Here is a 15257-nt window from a genome sequence, read left to right as displayed (position 1 = left end):
CCGCGCGCCGGTGGCCGCCGTCCAGCACCCGGACGGGTGGCGCGCTACGCCCAGGCCTCGGCGGCGAGCTCGGGGCCGAGCGCGAGATCGAGCACGGCGCGGCGCGGCATCCGTCGACCGCTCGTTCGCGCCGCCTCGAACTCGGCCGCCCGATCGGACGCCAGCACCGCATCGACGAACGGCTGGTAGGTGATGTAAGAGCGCTGCTCGCTGAGGCCGGTGCGTGCGCGGAGCGCCTCGGACGCGCCGAGGAAGAGGCCGGCGCGGGCGAGGTCGCCGGTCGCGCCGTCGGTCGCCGCGAGGCCCTCGAGGGCGTACGCCATGCCGTCGTCGTTGCGGAGCCGCGCCGCGAGGTCGAGGTTCCGCAGGAAGGAGGCGCGATCGGGCTCGCCGAGGGCGAGATGCGCGTACCCGATCTGCGTCAGCGCGATGCTCTCGACGAAGAGGTCGCCGATGCGCGCCGCGTCGTCCCTCGCCTCCTCGAAGAACGGCAGGGACTCGGCGAATCGGCCTCGGGCGAGGTAGATCCGGCCGAGCGCGCCGCGGAAGAGCGCGTCGAAGGAGGGCTCCCCGCGGACGCCGTCGAGCTCGAGCGCAGTGCGCTGCCGTTCCTCGGCGAGCGCGAGGTCGGGCGGCTCCGCGGACATGTAGGCCAGCGCGAGCACCGTGAGCGCGAGACCCTCGCTGAACTCGTCCCCGAGGCCGCGGAAGATCGCCGCGCTCTCCTCGAGCGGCTCGGCCCGCACCTCGCCGTCGGTCTGCCAGAGCGGCACCCACGCCGTGAAGGCGAGGGCGATCGCGCGCGTGCGCGGGGAGAGCGGCTGCCCGGAATCGAGCATGAGGTCCATCCACGCCTTGGCCTCGGGCAGGAACCCGCGGATCCACCAGTAGAGGAGGAGGCGCCAGACCGCGTCGGCGACGGGATCCACCTCGCCGATCGCGATGAGGTGGCGGTAGGCCGCGCGCAGGTTGTCGCGTTCGGCCTCCAGCCGTCCGAGGGCATCGATCTGGGTGCGGCCGCGCAGCAGGGGCTCGGTCTCGGCGGCGAGCCGCACGTAGTGGTCGGCGTGCGCCCGGCGGACCGCCGCGGCATCCGGCTCGTTCGCGAATCGCGCCGTCGCGATCTCGCGCACCGGGGCGAGCATCGAGAAGAGCGGCATGCCCGCGTCGGCGTGCTGGCGCAGGAGGCTGCTGTCGACGAGCGTGAGCAGCGTGCCGAGCAGGTCGGTCGCGAAGGGCGCGCCGACCGTGACCGCCTCCACCGCGTCGAGGCCGAAGTCGCCGGCGAACACCCCGAGCCGGGCGAAGAGCTCGCGGGGTTCGGGCTCGAGCAGGTCGATGCTCCACTCGACCGTGGCCTGGATGGTGCGCTGCCGCTCGGGCACGTCGCGCGCCGCGTTCACGAGCAGCGGCAGCATCTGGTCGAGCTTCGCGAGCATGGCCGCCGGGGTGAGCGCCCGGATGCACGCGGCCGCGAGCTCGATCGCGAGCGGCACGCCCTCGAGCGCGCGGCAGATGCGCGCGACGTCGGCCGCGTTCGCCGGCGTGACCTCGAAGCGCGGATCGGCTGACTGCGCCCGATCGCGGAACAGCTGCACGGCCGGCGACGCGAGCACGTCCTCCACGGTCGCCTGGGCGTACTCGTCGGGCAGCGCGAGCGGCTCGACGTCGAACACGCGCTCGCCGCGGACGCGCAGCCGCGAGCGGCTCGTCACGAGCAAGGTCGCGCCGGGCACGTCGTTGAGCAGCGACACGACGTCGGTCGCGGCGTCGAGCACCTGCTCGAAGTTGTCGAGCACGATGAGGTCGCGCCTCCCCGCCCGCGCGACGCCGAGCTGCTCCGAGAGCGGACGGTCGCCCGTGTCGCGCACGCCGAGGGCGCGAGCGATGGCCGGCAGCACCTCCCCGGCGTCGCGGAGGTGCTCGAGCGTCACGAACGTCACCCGGTCGAAGCCGGCGCCGACGCCGTGCGCGATCTCGATCGCGAGGCGGCTCTTGCCGATGCCGCCCGGGCCGGCGAGGGTCACGAGCCGCGTGGCGTCATCGCCCACCCAGTCGAGCAGCGTCGCGAGCTCCCGATCGCGGCCGACCGCGTCGGTGAACGGCGCGGGTAGGCGGCTCGGCGTCTCCTGGGCCGGCGCCTGGGCGGAGGCAGGCGCCGCGGTCGCGGGAGCGCGCGAGGCGTCGAAGCGCTCGGCGAGGAGGGTCGCGAGGTCGGCCTCGACGAGCTCGGCGAGCTCGGCGGCATCCGCGAAGGGCTTGTAGGACGCGCGGTCGTCGTCCCGGATGCGCGCGAGGAGGCCGTTCAAGCGCGCCTCGCGCTTGGGCGCCTGCTTCACGTAGATGAGCCGGGGCATGTCGCGCGGCGCGAGGCGCCACTCGTCCTCGAGGCCCGAGATCTCCTCGCCGGGGGCGACCCATCCGTACTCGCGCCAGTACACGCCGACGAAGACGTCGCTCTGGTCGAGGTAGGCGCGGTAGAGCTCGCGCGGCGGGTGCGGCCGTGCGCCGAGCTCGAACATGACCGGCGCGAGCCGGAGCCGCTCGATCGCGGCGCGCGCTGCCCGGCGCTCGGGCTCCAGCTCCTTCAGCGTGGAGCTGACGAACACCCGCAGGCGCTGGTCGGGCGTGCGGATCGGGGCGTCCGAGGGCGGGCTCATGCCGGCGGCTCCTGGCCGAGCGCGAGCGCGACGGCGGCCCGCCGCGGCATCCGACGGCCCCGTGCTCGGCCCGTCTCGAAGGCGTCGGAGTGGTCACCCTCGAGCACCTGGGCGATGATCTGCTGGTAGGTCACGATCGAGCGCTGGTCGCTGAGGCCCGTGCGTGCGCGCATGGCGTCGGCGATGCCGAGCATGACGCCCGCGCGCTCGAAGTCGCCGAGGGCCGCGGATGCCGCAGCGAGCCCCTCGAGGCCGTACGCGCCGCCGTCCTCGCTGTTGAGCCCGTACGCGAGCTCGAGGCTGCGCGCGAACGCGTCGGGCCTCGGATCCCCGAGCACGAGATGCGCCCAGCCGAACTGGTTCACCGCGATGCTCTCGATGAACGGATCGCCGATGCGTGCCGCGTCGTCCCACGCCGCCTCGAGGATCCGCGCGGCGTCCGCGGCATCGCCGCGCATGAGCCGGATGCGCCCGAGCGAGGCCCGGAAGAGTGCGTCGTACGGCCCGTCGCGGCGGATCGCCTCGAGCTCGAGGGCCGAACGCACCCGCGCCTCCGCGCGTTCGAGGTCGGGCGGCAGGACGGACAGGTACACGAGCGAGAGGATGGCGAGGGAGAGCCCCTCGCTGAGCTCGTCGCCGTCCTCCCGGAACAGGGCGACGCTCTCCTCCATCGGCTCGGCGCGCAGCTCGCCGTCGGCCTGCCACAGCGACACCCACGAGGAGAAGGTCATCGCGATCGCACGCGTGCGTCCCGAGAGGGGCACGTCGGACTCGAGGATCGCCGTCATCCACGCCTTCGCCTCGGGGAGCATGTTGCGGATCCACCAGTAGAACAGGAGCCGCCAGACCGCGTCGGCGACCGGCTCGACGTCGCCGATCGCGATGAGATGCCGGTACCCCGCGCGCACGTCGTCCTGCTCGGCCTCCAGGCGCTCGAGGGCCGCGGCCTGCGTCGCGCCGCGCAGTCGCGGCTCGATGGCGGCGGCGAGCCGGACGTAGTGGTCGGCGTGCGCGCGGCGCACCGCCGCGGCATCCGGGTCGAGCTCGAAGCGGGCCGCGGCGACCTCTCGCACGGGCACGAGCATCGTGAAGAGCGAGGTGCCCGCGTCGTCGTGCTGGCGGAGCAGGCTCCCGTCGACGAGCTCGAGCAGCGTGCCCAGCAGGTCGGTCGCCCACGGCTCGCCCTCGGTGACCGACTCGACGGCGTCGAGGCTGAAGTCGCCGGCGAACACGCCGAGGCGCGCGAACAGCGTCTCCGCCTCGGGGCCGAGCAGGTCGACGCTCCACTCGACCGTGGCGCGGATCGTGCGCTGGCGCTCGGGCACGTCGCGTGCCGAGGTGACGAGCAGCGGCAGCATCCGGTCGAGTCGCGCGAGCATCGCGGCCGGCGTGAGGGCCCGGATGCGGGCGGACGCGAGCTCGATCGCGAGCGGCACGCCCTCGAGCGCGCGGCAGATCCGCGCGACGTCGCCGGCGTTCTCGGCGGTGACCTCGAATCGCGCGTCGGCGGCCTGCGCGCGGTCGAGGAAGAGCTGCACGGCGGGCGCCTCGAGGATCGCGTCCACGTCGTCGAGCACCGGGTCGGGCGGAAGCCCGAGCGGGTCGACGTCGAACACCTGCTCGCCGCGGATGCGAAGGCGGGCGCGGCTCGTCACGAGGAACAACGCGTCGGGCAGGTCGGTGAGGAGGGCGGCGACGTCGGGGGCGGCGTCGAGCACCTGCTCGAAGTTGTCGAGCACGACGAGGTCGTGCCGGCCCGCACGCGCGACGCCGAGCTGCTCGCTCAGCGGCCGCTCGTCGGTGTCGCGCAGCCCGAGTGCCCGGGCGACGGTCGGCAGCACGTCGGCGGGGTCGCGCACCTGGGCGAGCGGCACGAACGTGACCCGGTCGAAGGGGGCGCCGACGCTGCGCGCAACCTCGATCGCGAGCCGGCTCTTGCCGATGCCGCCGGGCCCGACGAGGGTCACCAGGCGGTGCGCGTCGTCGCCGAGCCATTCGAGCAGCGTCGCGACCTCGCGTTCGCGACCGACCGCCTCGGTGTAGGGCGCGGGCAGGCGAGTCGTGGGTGCGGGCTCCGCCGCGGTCTCGGTCGCCGGTGCCGTCGCATCCTGACCCGATGACGGATGCCGCGACGCGTCGAAGCGCTCGGCGAGCAGCGTCGCGAGGTCGGCCTCGATGAGCTCGGTGAGCTCCGCGGCATCCGTGAAGGGCGTGTACGAGGTCGAGCCGGCGTCGCGGATGCGGGTCATGAGCTCGGCCAGTCGCGGCTCGCGCTCTGCCGGCTGCTTCACGTAGACGAGCCGGGGCATGTCGCGCGGCGCCAACCGCCACTCGTCCTCGAGGCCGGAGACCTCCTCGCCGGGCGCGACCCAGCCGTATTCCTGCCAGTAGAGGCCGACGAAGACGTCGCTCTGCTCCAGGTACGCGCGATAGAGCTCGCGCGGCGGGTGCGGCCGCGCGCCGAGCTCGAACATCACGGGCGCGAGGCGCAGCCGCTCGATCGCGGCGCGCGCGGCCCGCCGCTCGGGCTCGAGCTCCTTCAGCGTCGAGCTCACGAACACCCGCAGCCGCTGGTCGGGTGTGCGGATCGGCACGTCGGCGGGGCCGCTCACACCCGCACCTCCGTCGTCACGACGACGCCTCCGACGGCCGCGGGATTTCCGAGTCGGCCGACACCGGCTCACGGTCGAGCGCGATCTCGAGCACGGTCCGACGCGGCATCCGGCGACCCACGACCCGCGCGGCCTCGAACTCGGCGGCTCGATCGGTGGCGAGCATGGCATCGATGAACGGCTGGTACGTGCTGTACGAGCGTTGCTCGTGGAGGCCGGTGCGCGCGCGCAACGCTTCGGCCGCGCCGAACAGGAAGCCGGCGCGCTGGAAGTCGCCGACGACGGCGGCCGAGCCGGCCAGCCCTTCGAGCGCGTACGCATCGCCATCCTCATTGCGCAGTCGCATCGAGAGCTCCAAGGCGCGCCGGAACAGCTCGGGTTGCGGCTCGCCGGCCGCGATGCGCGACCAGCCGATCTGATTGAGCGCGATGCGCTCGGCGAACTCATCGCCCGCGCGCCCCGCGAGCTCCCGCGCTCGCTCGTAGCACTCGACGGCTCCGGCGGAGTCGCCACGGAGGTGCAGGATGCGCCCGAGCACGCTCTCGAACAGCGAGTGGAAGGTCGCATCGTGTCGAACCGCATCCAGCGCGAGCGCCGAGCGCTGCCGCTCCTCCGCACGGTCGAGGTCGGCGGGCATGGCCGACGTGTAGGAGAGCGACGCGATGGCGAGGGCCAACCCGACGCTGAACTCGTCGCCCACCGCGCGGAAGAGCGCGACGGCCTCGTCGATACGCTCGGTCCTGATCTCGGAATCGGGCTGCCAGAGGGCGACCCATGACGAGAACGCGAGCGCGATCGCCCTCGTCCGGGGTGAGAGCGGCCGGCCGGATTCGAGCACGGCCTCCATCCACGCCTTCACCTCCGGCAGCAGGCTGCGGACCCACCAGTACAGGAACAGGCGCCACACCACGTCGGCGACGACGTCGACCTCGCCGACCGCGATCAGGTGCCGGCATCCGGCGCGGAGGTCGTCGCGTTCCGCCTCCAGCCGATCGAGCGCGGTGGACTGCATCGCGCCGCGAAGGAGCATTTCGGTCTCGGCGGCCAGGCGGACGTAGTACTCGGCGTGCGTGCGTCGTACCGCGGCGGCATCCGGGTCGAGCTCGAAGCGCGCGGTCGCGAGCTCACGCACGGGCACGAGCATCGAGTAGAGCGGCAGGCCGTGGTGGTCGTGCTGTCGTAGGAGGCTGCCGTCGATGAGCTCGAGCAGCGTGCCGAGCAGGTCGGCGGCCCACGGCTCACCGGCCGTTACGGCCTCGACCGCATCGAGGCTGAAGGCGCCGGTGAACACGCCGAGCCGATCGAACAGCATCCGCGCATCGGCCCCGAGCAGGTCGATGCTCCACTCGATCGTCGCTCGGATCGTGCGCTGGCGCTCGGGCAGGTCCCTCGCCGCGGTGACGAGCAGCGGCAGCACCCGGTCGAGCCTGCCGAGCATGGCCGTGGGCGTGAGGGCCCGGATGCGGGCGGCTGCGAGCTCGATCGCCAGGGGCACGCCCTCGAGCGCGCGGCAGATGCGGACGACGTCCGCGGCGTTGTCGTCGGTCACCGCGAACCTCGGATCCGCGGCGTTCGCGCGATCCCGGAACAGCCGCACCGCCGCCGCCTCGAGGACGTCGTGGACGCCGGCCTCGTCGGGGTCGGGCGGCAGGCCGAGGGGTTCGACATCGAAGACCTGCTCGCCTCGCACCCGCAGCCGCTCCCGGCTCGTCACGATGAACGTCGCGCCCGGAAGGTCGGGGAGCAACGACACGACATCGGTGGCGGCGTCGATGATCTGCTCGAAGTTGTCGAGCACGATGAGGTCGCGCCGCCCCGCCCGCGCGACGCCGAGCTGCTCGCTGATGGGGCGGTCGTCCGTGTCGCGGACGCCGAGCTCCCGTGCGATCGCGGGAAGCAGCTCACCGGGGTCGCGCACCTGGGCGAGCGCCACGAACGTCACCCGGTCGAAGCGGGCATCGGCGTTGCGGGCCACCTCGATCGCGAGCCGGCTCTTGCCGATGCCGCCGGGTCCGACGAGGGTGACGAGGCGCTGCGCGTCCCGGCCGATCCAGCCGAGCAGCGTCGCGAGCTCGTGCTCGCGGCCGACGGCATCGGAGAAGGGCACGGGGACGCGGCCGACCGGTGCGGTCTCGGAGGTCGGTGCGACGGTTGCGGGTGCGCGTGAGGCGTCGAAGCGTTCGGCGAGGAGGGTCGCGAGGTCGGCTTCGACGAGTTCGGCGAGTTCGGCGGCGTCCGTGAAGGGCTTGTAGGAGGCGCGGTCGTCGTCGCGGATGCGGGTGAGGAGGGCGTTGAGGCGTTGTTCGCGGTCGTGTGCGTGCTTCACGTAGATGAGTCGGGGCATGTCGCGGGGCGCGAGGCGCCACTCGTCCTCGAGTCCCGAGATCTCCTCGCCCGGTGCGACCCACCCGTACTCCTGCCAGTACACGGCGACGAACACGTCGCTCTGCTCGAGGTACGCGCGATACAGCTGGCGTGGCGGATGCGGACGCGCGCCGAGCTCGAACATCACGGGCGCGAGCTTCAGCCGCTCGATCGCGGCACGCGCGGCCCGGCGCTCGGGCTCGAGCTCCTTGAGCGTGGAACTGACGAACACGCGCAGGCGCTGGTCGGGCGTGCGGATCCGCGGCCCGGAGCCCCCGTCGGTCACGGCACCACCGTCTCCGCCGGATCGAGCACGAGGTCGAGCACCGCGCGCCGCGGCATCCGTCGACCGCGCGCACGTGCCGACTCGAACTCGTCGGCTCGATCGGACGCGAGGACCCGGTCGACGATCGGCCGGTAGGTGAGGTCGGGTCGCTGGTCGACGAGGCCGGTGCGCAGGCGCACGGTCTCGCTCGCACCGAGGAGCAGGCCGGCGCGCTCGATCTCGCCGACCGCCGCCGCGCAGGCGGCGAGCCCCTCGAGCGCGAAGCCCACGCCGTCCTCGTTCCCGAGCTGCAGCGACAGGTCGAGGTGCCGGGCGAAGAGGTCGGGGCGGGGCTCGCCGTGACCGAGGCGCGCCCAGCCGCCGTTCGCGAGCGCGAGGCTCTCGACGAACACGTCGCCCATGCGCCGTGCGTCGTCGAGCACCGTGTCGAAGAGCTCGATCGCCCCCTCGGGGTCGCCGCGCAGGGTGGTGAGGGCGCCCAGGTTGAGGCGGAACATCGCCTCGAACACGGGCTGCTCGGCCTCGGTGACGAGCTCGAGCGCCCGGCGCTGGAGCTTCTCGGCCCGCTCGAGGTCGGGCGGCGACAGCTTCGTCGAGGCGATGCTCAGCACCGTGAGTGCGCAACCCTCGCCGACCGCATCGCTCACGGAGTGGAACAGCGCGACGCTCCACTCGATCGGGCCGAGGTCGACCTTCGACCCCGGCTGCGACAGCGAGACCCACGACGAGAGCCCGAGCGCGATGGCCCGGGTGCGCGTGCGCAGCGGGGCGCCCGTCGCGAGGATCTCGTCCATCCACACCTTCGCCTCGGGCAGCTGGCTGCGGATCCACCAGTAGAGGAAGAGCCGCCACACCGCGTCGGCGACCTGGTCGACCGCGCCGATCCCGATGAGGTAGTGCGCCGCCGCACGCAGGTTGTCGCGCTCGGCCTCGATGCGCGCGAGGCCGCCGGCCTGTGCGGAGCCCTGCAGCTGCGGCCCGATCTCGGCCGCCAGCCGGAGGTAGTGGTCGCCGAAGGCCCGTCGCGCCTTCGTGGCGCCCGGCTCGCGTTCGAACCGCCCGGCGGCGATCTCGCGCACCGGCACCAGCATCGAGAACAGGGGCACGCCGTGGTCGTCGTGCTGGCGCACGAGACTGCCGTCGACGAGTTCGAGCAGCGTGCCGAGGAGGTCCTCGGCCCAGACCTCGCCCCGCGTCACCGCCTCGATCGCGTCGAGGCTGAAGTCGCCCGCGAACACGCCGAGCCGCGCGAAGAGCCGCTGCGCCTCGTCGCTGAGCAGGTCGAGGCTCCAGGCGACGGTCGCCTCGATCGTGCGCTGCCGCTCGGGGATGTCGCGCGCGCCCGTGACGAGGAGCGGCAGCATCCGGTCGAGGCGGCCGAGCATCGCCGAGGGCGTGAGCGCACGGATGCGGGCGGCGGCGAGCTCGATCGCGAGGGGGACGCCCTCGAGCGCCCGGCAGATCCGCGCGATGCCCTCGGCGTTGTCGGGTGTGAGCTCGAACCGCGGATCCGCCGCGCGGGCGCGGTCGACGAACAGCCGGACCGCCGAGGCATCCCGGATCGCCTCGAACGACGCGCGCATCGGATCGGGCGGCACGACCAGCGGCGCCACGTCGAAGACGCGCTCGCCGCGGACACGGAGCCGCGCGCGGCTCGTGACGAGGAACGACGCGTCGGGCAGGTCGTTGAGGAGCTGCACCACCTCGGGCGCGGCGCCGAGCACCTGTTCGAAGCTGTCGAGCACGATGAGGTCGCGGCGACCCGCGCGGGCGACGCCGAGCTGCTCGCTCAGCGGCCGGTCGGAGGTGTCGCGCACGCCGAGCTCGCGCGCGATCGCGGGAACGACGTCGCTCGGCTCGCGGAGGTGCTCGAGCAGCACGAAGGTCACGCGGTCGAACGGGTCGCCCGCGCTGCGCGCGACCTCGATCGCGAGTCGGCTCTTGCCGATGCCGCCGGGTCCGACAAGCGTGATGATTCGGCGGGCGTCGTCGGTGAGCCAGTCGAGCAGGGTCGCGACGTCCTGCTCGCGGCCGACGGCGTCGGTGTACGGCACCGGCAGGTGCTCCGCGGCGTCGACGGCCTCGAGCGGCTCGTGCGCGGCGACGGGCCCGCGCGACGCGTCGAAGCGCTCGGCGAGGAGGGTCGCGAGGTCGGCCTCCACGAGGTCGGCGAGCTCCTCGACGGTCGAGAACGGCGTGTACGACGCGGTGTCGTCGTCGCGGATCCGGCCGAGGAGCTCCGCGAGGCGCTCATCGCGCTCGGCCGGCTGCTTGATGTAGATGAGCTTCGGCATGTCGCGCGGCGCGAGCCGGTACTCGTCCTCGAGACCCGAGATCTCCTCGTCGGGCGCGATCCAGCCGTAGTGCTGCCAGTAGATGCCCACGAAGACATCGCTCTGCTCGAGGTACGCGCGGTAGAGCTGCTGCGGCGGGTGCGGCCGCGCGCCGAGCTCGAACATCACCGGCGCGAGCCGCAGCCGCTCGATCGCGGTCCGTGCGACCCTGCGCTCGGGCTCCAGCTCCTTCAGCGTCGAGCTCACGAAGACCCGCAGCCGCTGGTCGGGCGTGCGGATCTGGGCTTCGGGCGCGCTGCCGCTCATGGCGAGACCCTCGGCCTCACCGGGGTGCATCCGCCTCGGCGCCCCATTCACACATTGTGGGGCGCGCCGGGGCCGTCGTCCACCACCCGAGCTGGGGATGTCGCGCACGGGCCGGTGGGTGGTCACACGGCCTTGCACGCGAGACCACTGCGAGCGGGGTGCGACGGTCAGCAGCGCGCACCCCGCCCGCGTGGCTCAGCCGGCGACGCGCACGACGAGGGTCCCCCCGTCGGTGGTGCCGGCCGAGTTCTCCAGCTCGACCGTGTACCGGTGCTCGCCCGGCACTGCGTCCGTGATCGGGAACGCGACGACCCGATCCGAGGACGCCGAGCGGTACACCCGGCCGATGACCGAGCCGTGCTCGACGAGCCGCACCACGGTCGTGGGCGCGGCACCCTTGCCGACCTTCACCTTGATGACGTAGTCGCCGTCGGCGTCGGGCCCGCGCCTCGGTCCGGTGAGCGCGGTGACCTCGGCGGCGGGTGGCGCCGCCTTCGCGCCGTCGATCCCGGCCTCCCGGTACATCGCCCCGTGCAGCGGCGTCACGGTGAGCGATTCGACCGAGGCGCCAGCACCCTCGGCCCAGAGCCCGATCGCGTCCGCGCCGGCGTTCGGGAACGCCTGGTCGGTGATCGTCGTGCGTCCGTCGGCGGTGAACACCTCCACCGAGGCGCGATCCACGAACGCGGTGATCGCGATCCGGCCGTCGACGAGCGGCACCGGGGCGTCGTCGAGCGAGGCGAACGACGGGTGGAACGCAGTCGATCCCGAGTCGCGACGGTCGACGAACAGGCGACCGGATGCCGCGTCGTACCCGATGCGCGTTGCGGCGGCGTCGTCGCCGAGCACGCTGATCCCCACCGCGTCCGCGTCGCCCGGCCGGAGCACGGCGTCGATGCGCACCACGTCGCCCGTCACGGGCAGCGTCTCCGAGCCCGGCGCGATCGGCCGCGCGACATCCGACCAGGCCAGGTCGCGCTGCTCGAGCTGCGCGAACTCGGGCACGACGTGCTGTGCGAGTCGCGGCCCCTTCGACGTGGTCACGAGCGAGACGTCGCGGGGCAGGGCCATGGCGCTCCGCCACGTGCCCGTCGGGATGTCGTTCGCGTAGTCCCAGTCGTTCATCCAGCCGAGCATGACGCGGCGGCCGTCGGGCGCGTTCGCGAACGACACCGTGGCGTAGTAGTCGCGGCCCCAGTCGAGCCAGTCGTAGCCCTCGATGCGCGGTGCGGCCGGGGCATCCGCGAACATCACCTGGTCGACGAGCACGTGACCCCAGCCGAACCGGTTGTTGTCGACGATGCGCACGGATGCCTCGCGCCCGGCGTACTCCACGACGTCCCAGCTCACCCAGTCGAGGTTCTCGCTGTTGCGCCCGGTCGCCGTTCGCACGACCTCGCCGTCGACGACGAGGCTCACGCTGGTCTCCTCGGAACGCGCCTGCGCGGGCTCGGCGCCGAGCACCAGGTGGTCGACCGTGAGGTGCCCCCAGCCGCCGGTCGCGTCGTCGTGCACCTGGAAGCGGGCATCGCGGCCGGCGAACTCCGACACATCCCACGACTGCCAGTTGAGCTGGCCCGCCTCGGGGCCGGTGGCCGTGCGCACGACCTCGCCGTCGACCAGGAGCCGCACCTCGAGCGTGCCGTTGAACCGCTTGCCGCCGCCGACGAGGAAGCTCAGGTGGTCCTCACCGGACCGGATCGTGAACGACGGTGACGTGAGGTCGCCGAGGTTGTCGTCGCCCTTCGGGCCGCCCTCCCACGTGTTCACGCGCTTCCGCCCCAGGTAGTAGTCGCCGCCGGCGGTCGACGGGTTGCGCCACGGCTCGGTCGCGAAGTCGCCCGTGATCGCCCACCCCGCATCGGCGAGGGTGGTGCCGTCGGGCAGTTCGAAGCCGTCGAAGAGCAGTCGACCGGCTGGGGCCTCGTTGCCGAGCTGCGTGCCGTCGACGTGCGGATGGTTGCCGCCGCCGACGAGCAGGTTCAGGTACGGCCGTCCGATCGTGAACGTGGCCGATTCCATCGAGCCGACCGGCCAGTCGCCGTCGGTGAAGCCGTTGACGAGACCGGCGCCGACGAAGCCCGAGACCGGGTTCTGGCCGGCGAGCGTGCCGGCCGCCGGGGCATCCGTCCACGGGCCGTTCAGCCGGTTGCCCGGCTCGTTGGCGACGGACCAGCCACCGTACGTGCCGTCGTCGAAGCCGGCGAAGACGTCGCCGGCCGGCAGCGCGTCGTCCGCCACCGTGCTCTCGGACGTGAACGTCGTGCCGTCGAAGTCGCCGACGAAGTACTGGCCGCCCGAGCCCCCGGCGACCGATCCCGGGTTGAGGTTCACCACGAGCACCCACTTGGTGTTCGCCGGGTCACCGTCGACCGCGAGGGGGAACAGGTCGGGGCACTCCCAGATGCCGCCCGTCGCGTTGGCCGGGCCGAAGTCGCTGAGGTGAGTCCACGTCTTCAGGTCGTCGCTACGGTAGAGCACGACCTGGTACTGCAGCGCCTCGACCGCGACCATGACCCAGTACGACTCGCCCGTCGCGGGGTTCGTGTAGCGGAACACCTTCGGGTCGCGGAAGTTCGCTGACCCTCGATCGAGGACAGGGTTGCCGGCGTACTTCGTCCACGTGGTGCCGCCATCGGTGCTGTAGGCGAGGGACTGCGCCTGCTTCCCCGCGAGCGTCGGATGTGCGGGCGTGTAGGCGCTCGTGTAGATCGCGACCATCGGCGGGTTCTCCGCTGTGCCGAAGCCGCTCGTGTTCTGCTCGTCGACCACGACGGAGCCCGAGAAGATGTCCTCGACCGCGCGGCCCTCGTCGTCGAACCCCTGCCGGATCGCGATCGGCTGCTCCTCCCAGTGCACGAGGTCGGTGCTCGTCGCGTGGCCCCAGCTCATGTTGCCCCAGCGGGTGCCGGAGGGGTTGTGCTGGAAGAACAGGTGCCACGTGCCGTCGTCGTACACGAGGCCGTTCGGATCGTTCATCCAGTTCCGCTCCGGCGAGAAGTGCAGGTACGGCCGGTACTGCTCGCTCGCCGGATCAGGTCCGTCGTCGGCCATGGCGGGCATGGTACCCGCAACGCCCATCGCGAGCACGGCAACGGCCGCCGCCGCGACCGTCGCGCGCCATCGTGATTTCGTGGTCATCGTCTGCTTCGCCCTTCATCGCGCGAGTCACGTGTCTCCCGTGACATCGTTGTCAGTCAACGGGCGCGATGCTACGCAGTGTCCGCCGGACATTGCAAGGGGCACCGGTGCCGTAGCCTCGACGCATGGACGCGGTCATCCGCCGGGCGCAGGTCGCGGATGCCCCGGGCATCGCGCGCGTGCACTGGGACAGCCACCAGACGACCTACGTGCTGCCCGGGCGGGTCGCGCGCGACCGGGTCGAGGCGTGGACGATGCGCATCCGCATCTCGTCGTGGACCGCCAACCTGGCGATCGCCAACGACGTGTACCCGGTGCCCGAAGGCTTCCACCGCATGGAGATCTGGGTGGCCGAGGTCGGCGGCGCGATCGTCGGCTGGGCGAACACGAGCCTCGGGCACGAGACGGATGCCCCGCGCGAGCTGCAACTCGAGGGGATCTACGTGCTCGAGGAGCACCACGGCACGGGAGTCGGCCAGGCGCTCCTCGACGCCGCGATCGGCGACCGGCCCGCCTACCTGTGGGCGCTCGACGACAACCCGCGCGCCCACGCGTTCTACCGGCGCAACGGGTTCGCGCTCGACGGCGCCGACCAGTTCGACGACCTCTGGCAGGTCACCGAGGTGCGCTTCGTGCGCTGACGGATGCCGCTTCCGACGCGCCGCGCTCAGCTGGGATAGACGGTCTCGTGGTTCGGCACGCGCAGCAGCGCCCCCTCGTGGCGCACCGTGGCGGCGGCGATCGTCATCGCCTCGCCCAGGGTCGCAGCCCAGGCATCCGCCTTCTGCGGCACGCCCTGCGTCGCGATGTGGTGCACGATCGCCGACAGCGTCGCGTCGCCGGCGCCCATGGTGTCGATGACCGCACCGGGCAGCGCCACGATGTCGGCGTGCACGACGTCGTCGCCGGCGTGCACGGTCGCGCCGTGCCGGCCTGCGGTTGCGAGGACCGCGCGGCCGCGGTCGGCTCCGCGGAGGCGCTCCACGAACGCATCGAGCGTGTCGCCGAGGAGGAGGTCGGCGTCCTCGTCGCCGACCTTCACCAGCAGCGACCGTGCCGCGAAGTCCTCGAAGTTCGCAAGGAACCGCTCGCGGTCCGCCATCATGCCCGACCGCGGGTTGCCGTCGACGATGAGCCGCTCGCCCGGACGCTCGATCGCCGCGACGAGCGACGCGACCTCCCCGTCGTCGTCGAACGGGTAGCAGCTCACGACCACGAGGTCGGCCTCGTCGAGCGCGGCACGGGTGGCGTCGTCGAAGCGCAGGGCACGACGCTTCGCCGCCTCGTTGAACTCGTAGCGCGGCTCGCCGCCCTCGCTGCGGTCCGAGACGGCTCGGGAGGTGCCGAAGGGCGACGGGCTCTCGACCAGCCGCACGCCGTAGTCGTGCAGGTAGGCACGGATGCGCTCGGCGGGCTCGTCGTCGCCGAGCATCGCCACGAGCGTCACGTCCTCTCCGAGCAGGGCGAGGCCGACCGCCACGTTGAGGGCGGCGCCACCGACGAACTCGCGGGAGCCGTGCTCGTCGCGGAGCTCGTCGATGAGCGCGTCGCCGACGACGGCGACCCGCCTGGGCGAAGGTGTCGGGTCGGTCAT

General features: G+C 72.9%; 7 protein-coding genes. 1 reads left to right on the top strand and 6 read right to left on the bottom strand.

From position 1 onward, the window contains the following. Positions 1-44: 44 nt before the first annotated feature. The 5 genes from ACFVN5_RS01390 to ACFVN5_RS01370 all read right to left on the bottom strand — a co-directional run bounded on the left by ACFVN5_RS01390 (position 45) and on the right by ACFVN5_RS01370 (position 13585). A complete protein-coding gene (locus tag ACFVN5_RS01390) occupies positions 45-2660 on the bottom strand; it encodes an ATP-binding protein (protein ID WP_376952844.1) in 2616 nt (871 codons plus the stop codon). Beyond that, positions 2657-5272 carry an ATP-binding protein gene (locus ACFVN5_RS01385; protein WP_376952843.1) on the bottom strand — a complete coding sequence of 872 codons (2616 nt, stop codon included), beginning with the start codon at positions 5270-5272 and terminating at the stop codon, positions 2657-2659. The genes ACFVN5_RS01390 and ACFVN5_RS01385 overlap by 4 nt, the downstream gene beginning before the upstream one ends. A 16-nt stretch (positions 5273-5288) precedes the next feature. Further along, a complete protein-coding gene (locus ACFVN5_RS01380) occupies positions 5289-7922 on the bottom strand; it encodes a DUF4062 domain-containing protein (protein WP_376952842.1) in 2634 nt (877 codons plus the stop codon). Continuing rightward, entirely contained in the window at positions 7919-10522 is a 2604-nt protein-coding gene (locus ACFVN5_RS01375) for an ATP-binding protein (protein WP_376952841.1), read from the bottom strand. The genes ACFVN5_RS01380 and ACFVN5_RS01375 overlap by 4 nt, the downstream gene beginning before the upstream one ends. A 195-nt stretch (positions 10523-10717) precedes the next feature. Next, positions 10718-13585 (bottom strand): GH32 C-terminal domain-containing protein, encoded by a 2868-nt coding sequence (locus tag ACFVN5_RS01370; RefSeq protein ID WP_376954281.1) that lies wholly within the window; start codon positions 13583-13585, stop codon positions 10718-10720. Positions 13586-13788: 203 nt separating this feature from the next. Here ACFVN5_RS01370 and ACFVN5_RS01365 point away from each other — a divergent pair, with 203 nt between their 5' ends. Then, the gene (locus ACFVN5_RS01365; RefSeq protein WP_376952840.1) at positions 13789-14304 is read left to right on the top strand and encodes a GNAT family N-acetyltransferase; all 516 of its coding nucleotides are present in this window, start codon (positions 13789-13791) and stop codon (positions 14302-14304) included. A gap of 26 nt (positions 14305-14330) precedes the next feature. Here the strand turns inward: ACFVN5_RS01365 and ACFVN5_RS01360 are convergent, their stop codons facing one another. After that, positions 14331-15257, bottom strand: a complete 927-nt coding sequence (locus ACFVN5_RS01360; protein WP_376952839.1) for a carbohydrate kinase family protein — start codon at positions 15255-15257, stop codon at positions 14331-14333.

The organism is Agromyces sp. NPDC057865 (assembly GCF_042796995.1).
Lineage (GTDB): Bacteria > Actinomycetota > Actinomycetes > Actinomycetales > Microbacteriaceae > Agromyces.
The sequence above is the reverse complement of the archived record's forward strand: the minus strand, read 5'-3'. Positions and strand labels throughout refer to the sequence as shown.

Coding starts and splice junctions, on each gene's coding strand:
- ACFVN5_RS01390 (WP_376952844.1), bottom strand. CDS start 2,660: ATGAGCCCGCCCTCGGACGCCCCGATCCGCACGCCCGACCAGCGCCTG.
- ACFVN5_RS01375 (WP_376952841.1), bottom strand. CDS start 10,522: ATGAGCGGCAGCGCGCCCGAAGCCCAGATCCGCACGCCCGACCAGCGG.
- ACFVN5_RS01370 (WP_376954281.1), bottom strand. CDS start 13,585: ATGCCCGCCATGGCCGACGACGGACCTGATCCGGCGAGCGAGCAGTAC.
- ACFVN5_RS01365 (WP_376952840.1), top strand. CDS start 13,789: ATGGACGCGGTCATCCGCCGGGCGCAGGTCGCGGATGCCCCGGGCATC.
- ACFVN5_RS01360 (WP_376952839.1), bottom strand. CDS start 15,257: ATGACCGACCCGACACCTTCGCCCAGGCGGGTCGCCGTCGTCGGCGAC.